We start from the raw sequence: 1,326 nt of genomic DNA on the forward strand, positions 1-1,326 counted from the left end.
GCCCAGGCCGCCGGATGCGCGTAGCGCGGGCGGCCCGGCCTGTCGATCATTTCCAGCATCGCCGCGCGCAACGCCATTGCCCCTGCCGCAGGCCCCGGCCCCGCATCTGCCATGGCCTCGAACATGCCCGTCGTCAGCTCCACAGTCGCCAGCGAGTCCACCGCCCAGTGGCTCACCAACAGCCGCCGTGCGCCCGCATAGAGGAAGGCCCGCGCAAGCCCGGAAAGCCCCTCCGCCCCCTCGCCGCCCGGCCCGAGCGCGGTGTTGCAGGCCGAAAGCAGCACCCAGTCGGCATCCAGCTCCAGCGTGGCAATCTCGCTCGCACTCAACAGCCCGTCTCCCCCGTCTTCCGGCGCCGCCAGCGCCAGCGCCGGTTCCGTCAGCCCCGCCGCCTCTCCGCCCAGCAGCCCATGGGTCGCAAAGGCGATCACCCGCGCCCTGTTCAGCGGAATGTCCGCCCCCAGCGCCGCCTCCTGCACCGCCGCGCCCTGCACGATCTGCCCCGCGCCGCCCGCCACTGCGCCGTTCAGCGCCTCCACCTCGCCCACCGTCTCCGGCAGGCGCGGCAGGCTCAGCCCCGCCTGCCCCGCGCCAAAGGCCGGGTCTGCAAGGCCGAGAAACGCCACATCACCCGCGCTCTGCCCGGCCTGCCCCCGAAGCGCCCTCAGAGAGGCCGGCAGCGGCAGGGTGGCAAAGGCGTGGTGCCGAATGGCCCAGTCCATCTCCGACCAGGCCGCCGCCTCCGGCGCGGGCGAGGCGAGCAACAGCCCCAACGGCAGCGCCTGAAACGCCCCATCCGGCACCGCAAAGATCACCGTCTCCTTGGGGATGAACCCCACCGCCGCCCCGAGCGCCGCACCATGCAACAGATGGGCCGTATCCCGGTCGAACACCTCCGGCGCCGCCTCCGCCGCCTTCAACGCCACCGCCGCGCGCTGCGGCCCCGATGGGTCCAGCGCGCGCCGCAATCGTTGCACGCCTGCGTCGATCTCCTCGGCCGCCATGCCGCTCCGCTGCCAGACAACCACCTCCGGCGTCACGATGAACACGTGAAAGCCTCGCGCCGTCTGCAACTGCACCAGCAAGGCCTCGCCCGCGCCAAGCAGGTCGCGCGCCTCCTCCAGCCCCAGCGGCTCGGGCGCAGCGGCGGCCCGCCATTCCGGCGCCGCCTCGGCCAGCTCGGCCTCGATACGGTCAAGCTCTGCATCGACAGCCGCAACCTCCGCCTGCCCCGCCGGCCCGCGCCGCATCAGCCCGTCGCGCCGCGCCAGGGCCTCATCCCGCGCGCGCAGCAATCGGCCCACCTCGCCGCCCCCTGCCGCCAGC

General features: G+C 74.1%; 1 protein-coding gene. It reads right to left on the minus strand.

The genetic code is table 11. From position 1 onward, the window contains the following. A partial coding sequence (locus DYI42_RS23880) for a CHAT domain-containing protein (RefSeq protein ID WP_213549624.1) occupies positions 1–1,326 on the minus strand: 1,326 nt, incomplete at both ends.

It is taken from the genome of Vannielia litorea (genome assembly GCF_018424695.1).
GTDB lineage: Bacteria > Pseudomonadota > Alphaproteobacteria > Rhodobacterales > Rhodobacteraceae > Vannielia > Vannielia litorea_A.